Raw genomic sequence first — 575 nt, 5'->3', positions numbered from 1 at the left:
AGGGGCTCTCGCTCGACCTCGGAGGGCGCGAACACCTCGTACGACTCGTCGCCGACGAACGCCTCCGCGCTCGGGCTCAGGTCGAGGAACTCGATGGCGTCGGTGTCGAAGCCGAGCGCGGCCGCGTTCGCCTTCAGGTCGCGGAGGTCCTCTTCGAGGTTGACGAAGAGCGCCGTCTCGCCCTCGTCGACCCCCTGCTGGAGGAAGTGGAAGCTCAGGATCGTCTTGCCGCTCCCGGCCTGCCCGCGGATCATGTAGCTTCGCGTGGGGATGAGCCCGCCGGACAGCACTTCGTCGAGCCCGGCGATGCCGGTCGACGCTCGCTCGGATAAGGGTGATACCATGTCTCGCCTCTCGCCCGCGAGCGTGATATAAATGGGGTAGTTCTTAGTGGCGGCCGCACCTCGTTCGAAGAGACATGGGCTCGGAGTCGGACCGGACACGCCATGCCGCCGGCGGCGACGAGTCCGCGGAAGGCGAGGCGTCGCGCGGCGCTTCGAAGGGCGACGGCGGCGGGGCTCCGGAGGGCGACGACGGCGGGGCGACTCGGGTCGAACTCGACGCCAGCGAGGGCG

The 575-nt window shown here is 69.4% G+C and carries 1 protein-coding gene; it reads right to left on the bottom strand.

Going from position 1 to position 575, the window contains the following annotated elements; all coding sequences use genetic code 11:
• A partial coding sequence (locus EXE44_RS17820) for an ATPase domain-containing protein (RefSeq protein WP_274595390.1) occupies nt 1–344 on the bottom strand: 344 nt, incomplete at its 3' end.
• Nucleotides 345–575: the final 231 nt, after the last annotated feature.

Source organism: Halorubrum sp. SS7 (assembly GCF_005435055.1).
In the GTDB taxonomy this organism is placed as follows: Archaea; Halobacteriota; Halobacteria; order Halobacteriales; family Haloferacaceae; genus Halorubrum; species Halorubrum salinarum.
Note: the sequence above shows the minus strand (reverse complement) of the source record. Positions and strands in the feature narration are given on the sequence as shown.